General features: G+C 36.2%; 3 protein-coding genes. All 3 read left to right on the plus strand.

Annotated elements, in window-relative coordinates:
- The first annotated feature begins 99 nt into the window (after positions 1-99).
- From P9E47_RS22720 to P9E47_RS22730, 3 genes are read left to right on the plus strand one after another with little or no spacing between them, the layout of a single operon-like run.
- Entirely contained in the window at positions 100-1,566 is a 1,467-nt protein-coding gene (locus P9E47_RS22720) for a type I restriction-modification system subunit M (RefSeq protein WP_326165150.1), read from the plus strand.
- A gap of 2 nt (positions 1,567-1,568) precedes the next feature.
- Complete coding sequence (locus P9E47_RS22725; RefSeq protein WP_326165154.1) at positions 1,569-2,711, plus strand: restriction endonuclease subunit S; 1,143 nt, start codon at positions 1,569-1,571, stop codon at positions 2,709-2,711.
- A 34-nt stretch (positions 2,712-2,745) separates the two neighbouring features.
- Positions 2,746-6,084, plus strand: a complete 3,339-nt coding sequence (locus P9E47_RS22730; RefSeq protein WP_326165157.1) for a DEAD/DEAH box helicase family protein — start codon at positions 2,746-2,748, stop codon at positions 6,082-6,084.
- The last annotated feature ends 261 nt before the right edge of the window (positions 6,085-6,345 follow it).

A 6,345-nucleotide genomic window follows, 5' to 3' on the forward strand; every position in this document is an offset into this window, starting at 1 on the left:
TTATCTGCAATAATCAATAATGATAAACTAAATTATGTAAATTAACCTATCAGTTAAATATTACTTATAGGTTCTAATAAATGTGTAAGGTGGTTTATCATGATTACAGGTGAAATCAAAAATAAAGTAGATAAAATCTGGGAGACGTTCTGGACAGGTGGGATTACGAACCCATTAACAGTGATCGAACAATTTACATATTTGCTATTTATTAAAGGTTTAGACGAAGTTGAAACAACGAAGGAAAAAGAAGCAGAGTTCCTCGGATTAGACTTTGATGGGACTTTCCCGAAAGAAAAACAACATCTACGCTGGCATCGTTTTAAGCAATTAGGCTCACCGGAAGAAATGTATAAAATCGTAGCCGATGAAGTCTTTCCATTTATAAAAAATCTCCATGGCACCGAGGACTCAGCTTATTCGAAGTACATGGGTGATGCGATGTTCATGATTCCTACAGCTAATATGCTCGCCAAAATCATTGACGGAATTGATAATATCCCAATGGAGAAACGTGATACACAAGGGGATCTATATGAGTATCTTTTATCAAAAATCGCAGCAGCCGGCACAAATGGGCAGTTCCGTACACCACGACACATAATTAAGATGATGGTTGAACTAATGAAACCAACCCCAGAAGATATTATCATAGATCCAGCAATGGGATCTGCTGGTTTTTTAGTAGCAGTTAGTGAGTATTTGCGTGACCACCATAACGATTTGTTTTTGGTTCAAGGATTGAAAGAGCATTTTAACAATACGATGTTTTACGGTAATGATATGGACCGGACGATGCTTCGCATTGGTGCCATGAACATGATGCTTCATGGTGTTGAAAATCCCAATATTGAATACAAAGATTCACTTTCTGAAGTAAATAAGGACAAGGAAAAATATACATTAGTTCTAGCAAATCCACCGTTTAAAGGCTCACTTGACTATGAAGCTGTTGCAAATGACTTGTTAAAAGTTGCAAAAACAAAGAAAACAGAACTGCTCTTTCTTTCATTATTTATACGCTTGTTAAAAGCAGGAGGCCGCGCCGCTGCCATCGTTCCTGATGGTGTACTATTCGGGAGTTCCAACGCCCATAAACAAATTCGCAAAGAAATCATAGAAAATCATAAACTAGAAGCGATCATTTCCATGCCAAGTGGTGTCTTCAAACCATATGCGGGAGTATCAACGGCTGTCATCATTTTCACAAAAACAGGAGCAGGCGGTACAGACAATGTTTGGTTTTATGACATGAAGGCAGACGGCTTCTCACTCGATGACAAACGTAGCCCAATTGAAGACAACGATATCCCAGATATTATTGCGAGATTTAATAATATAGAAGAGGAAAAAGAGCGGAAACGGACAGAGCAATCGTTCTTTGTACCAGTTGATGAACTTAGGGGAAATGATTATGATTTGTCGATTAATAAGTATAAAGAGATTGAGTATGAAGAAGTGGAGTTTGAAGCACCCAGTATTATATTTAAAAAAATTGAATTGTTAGAAATTGAAATAACTAAAGGGATTAAAGAACTAAAAGAAATTATTGGGCAGGTAAAATAATAATGGAATTAGTAAATCTAAATAAACTTTGTGAAATTAATATTGGCAAAACTCCATCTAGAGCCAATGAAAAGTATTGGGGTGAAGGGAAAAAGTGGATTTCTATTTCTGATATGAAAAGTAAATATATTTTTGAAACTAAAGAAGAAATTACTGATTTAGGTATTAAGGAAACAAATATGAAAATAGTTCCCGAAAATACTGTACTAATGAGTTTTAAACTATCCATTGGTAAATTGTCAATTACGAAGGAAGATATGTATACAAATGAGGCGATTGCTTCTTTTCCAATTATTAAAAAAGATAAACTAATACCAGAATTTTTGTTCTATGCCCTTAAAACTCTTAGATTTGATGGCTTATCAGATAGAGCGGTAATGGGTGCAACGTTAAATAAAGCAAAGTTAAATCAGTTGAAAATTCCACTACCTCCATTAAGAATACAAGAGGATATTGTAGGCTTGTTAGAAAAGGCAGACGGCTTAATTAATAAAAGAAAAGTTCAAATTAAAGAATTAAACCAACTAGCCAAAAGCGTATTTTTGGAGATGTTTGGGGACCCAGTTACAAATCCAAAGGGTTGGGATGTTTGTTCTTTTAGAGATGTAACGACCGTTAGACAAGGGTTGCAAATTCCTATAGCCAAAAGATTAAAGTATGAGATTGAAAACTCTTACAAGTATATTACGGTTCAATACTTGAATGGGCATAAGGAAGAAGAATACATTCAGAATCCAAAACCTAATGTTATATGTACTAAGGATGATATTCTTATGACCCGAACTGGCAATACTGGAATGGTTATATCAAATGTGGAGGGAGTATTTCATAATAATTTCTTTTTAATCGACTTTAATAGGAATTTATTAGGGAAATTATTTTTAATATATTACTTAAATACTGAATTTATTCAATGGGATTTATTAAGAAGAGCAGGAAATTCAACAATTCCAGATTTAAATCATAGTGAGTTCTATAAGATTTCAGTGTATGTACCACCACTTAATTTACAAAATTTATTTGCTGAAAAGGTAGAACAAATAGAGCGTCAAAAGGAATTATTACAGTCAGGATTATCTCAACTTGAGAATATGTATAATGCATTGATTCAAATGATCTTTAAAGGAAAATTATTTTCTAAGTAAAAATCCCAAATCAATAACCAAGGGAGGGAAAGCCTTGTCCAACTTCAGTTTCCTGAAAACCAAAAACCAATACCGCAGCTTTACAAAAGCCTGTTTTGAAGCGGAAAAAGCTTTAGTTGTCAGCCCGGCGGTCAGTGCCATTCAGTCACGCCGTGCGCTCGAGTTGGCCGTCAAATGGGTTTACAGTTACGATAGTGCCGTTAAGGTGCCTTATCAAGATAATCTATCAAGCTTGATTCATGATGCTAACTTTCTAGCAATCATTGATGAAGATTTATTACCGCTCATGAAATATATTGTGAAACTTGGGAATGTGGCGGTCCATACGAATGCGCCGATTACCCGTGATGAGGCTGTTCTTTCCCTCCATCATTTGCATCAGTTCATTTCATGGATTGATTATTGTTATTCTGATGAGTTTTCAGCTGGTGATTTTGATGAGTCACTCCTACAGTTCGGCGAAGAGAAGCGAGTACGTCCGGAAGAACTAAAGGATCTATATGAACAATTAAGTTCGAAGGATAAAAAGCTAGAAGAAATCATGAAGGAAAATGAACACCTTCGCAAAACTGTGACAGAAAAGCGGGAACACAATACACAAGAGTACAATTTCCAAGTGGACGAGCTAAATGAGTTTGAAACAAGACAAAAATATATTGATCTTGATTTAAAACTAGCCAGCTGGGAGTTCAATAAAAATATTGTTCGCGAGTATCCGGTTGTGGGGATGCCGAATAAAGCGGAGTCTGGTTTCGTCGATTATGTTTTATTCGGGGATAATGGAAAACCACTTGCCGTTATTGAAGCGAAGCGGACATCAAAGGATCCGAAAATTGGCCGCCAACAGGCAAAACTGTATGCCGATTGTATCGAAAACATGTCAGGCACTCGGCCGATTATTTTTTATACAAATGGCTTTGAAACGTATATTTGGCACGAGCCGTACCCACCACGGAAAGTATCAGGATTTTATAATAAAGAAGAATTAAGTTTGTTAATCGACCGCCGTGAAATGAAGCGGCCATTAACAAATATCGAAATTAATGATTCGATCAGTAATCGTTATTATCAAAAAGAAGCGATTCTAGCGGTATGTGATGCATTAACGCATAACCAGCGCAAAGCTCTCCTAGTAATGGCGACAGGGAGCGGCAAAACAAGAACCGCCATTTCGATTGTGGATGTGTTAACTCGTCATAACTGGGTCAAAAATATCTTATTCTTAGCTGATAGGAAGACATTACTTAACCAAGCCTACAAAAACTTTAATACATTAATGCCTAGTCTCACGCAGTGCAATCTTTTAAATAACAAAGAAAATCCAGAGGAAAGCAGAATCGTCTTTTCTACTTACCCGACGATGATGAATGCGATTGATGATGTCAAAAGGAAAGATGGCAAGAAATTATTTACGGTTGGACATTTTGACCTCATTATCATTGATGAATCGCACCGCAGTATTTACAAGAAATATCGCAGCATTTTTGATTATTTCGATGGAATTTTGCTTGGACTAACAGCTACACCAAAGGATGAAATTGATAAAAACACGTATGAAGTATTTGATCTTGAAAATGGTGTCCCAACCTATGCATATGAGTTGGAACAAGCTGTTAATGATGGCTATTTAGTGGACTATCGCACGATTGAAACAAAATTAAAGTTCCTTGAGGAAGGTATTCACTATGATGACTTATCTGAAGAGGAAAAAGAACAATTTGAGGAAACGTTCGATGATGAGGAAGAAAAAGAAGATATTGATAGTTCGGCTTTAAATGAATGGTTATTTAACCATGATACGATTGATACAGTTTTAAAAACCCTGATGGAGAGAGGAACCCGTGTAGAAGGCGGAGACAAGTTAGGGAAGACGATTATTTTTGCGAAAAATCATAACCATGCGGAAGAAATCACGAAAAGGTTTGATATTCTTTTTCCAGAGTATGGCGGCCATTTTGCCAAAACAATCGATTATAGTATTAAATACTATCAAACATTAATTGATGACTTTTCCGAGATTAAAAGACTGCCGCAAATTGCAATATCTGTTGATATGCTAGATACCGGTGTCGATATTCCGGAAGTGGTCAATCTAGTTTTCTTTAAAAAGGTTCGTTCAAAATCAAAGTTTTGGCAGATGATTGGCCGTGGTACAAGACTATGCCCGGACCTTTTAGGAATAGGGGAGGACAAAACACATTTTCTAATTTTTGATTATTGCGGAAACTTCGAGTTTTTCCGTGAAAATCCAAAAGGAATGGATGGAAAAATGGGCGCAAGCCTCACTGAGAAGCTTTTCAATGCAAAAGTGGATATCATCCGCGAATTGCAAGGACTTGACTATCAAACTGTGGAATATATCGATCATCGAAATGAGCTGATTAGCGGGGTTACAAACGATATTTTAGCATTAAATGATGAAAACTTCCGTGTGCGCCAACATATTCAATACGTCCATAAATTCAAAAATCGTGACAATTGGGCAACGCTATCTGTGCTAGATACGAATGAGATCAAAGACCATATCGCACCAATCATTGTTCCGATTAACGATGATGAATTTGCTAAGCGCTTTGATTTAGTCATGTACACAATAGAACTAGCAAAACTGCAAACAAAAAATGCAACAAAACCAATTCGAAGCGTGATCAAAACAGCCGAAGCTCTATCCAAACTGGGCACTATACCACAAGTATTGGAACAAAAGCACGTCATCGAAAAAGTGTTAATGGAAGAATTCTGGGATAGTGCCGATATATTTGAACTAGATTCAGTCCGTGAAGCTTTACGAGATTTAATCAAATTTATAGAAAAAGAAACTCAGAAAATTTATTATACAAACTTCCAAGATGAAATCCTAGAAGTAAAAGAAAATAGCTCGATGTTTCATGTTAATGATCTGCAAAGCTATAAGAAAAAAGTACACCACTACCTCAATCAACATAAAGATCAACTTGCCATCTACAAACTGAACAACAATAAACCATTGACGCAGCAGGACGTAGAAATGCTTGAAGAAATATTATGGAAAGAACTTGGCACAAAAGACGATTATCAGAAAGATTTCGGAGAAACACCAATCACAAAACTTGTCCGCCAAATCGTAGGATTAAGCCCAGAAGCAGCCAATGCAGCATTCTCCGAATTTTTATCAGAGGAACGGTTAAATCTGAACCAAATCCGCTTTGTAAAATTGATTGTCGATTATGTCGTGAAAAACGGCATGCTGGATAAGAAAGTATTGCAGCAAGAACCATTCAAAACAGTCGGAAGCATTGTCGGCTTGTTCCAAGACAACATGGATGATGCCAGGAGAATTATCGGCATCATTGACGAGATTAATAGAAATGCGGAAGAAATTGCAGGCGCATAGAGTTTTTGTGGGACACAGGGTCGGGAACACTAGCTTTGCATAACTGTAAAAACAATTAAAAATAAGTAAAATTTTGCCATTCATCTTTTAAGTTTTGGGGACAAAACGACAAACTTTAATAAATGGTTGTTTGTTCCCATTTTTTTACATATATTATTTTTTTGTATTTACTTTATCTTCCTTCTATCGCGTTTCTTTTTTTCTAAATTGACTAGTGCAACATTCCCATAAATTATTTCTTTCTTTGGTTTTTCTGGTATC

Source organism: Schinkia azotoformans, assembly GCF_035811335.1.
GTDB lineage: Bacteria > Bacillota > Bacilli > Bacillales > Bacillaceae_J > Schinkia > Schinkia azotoformans.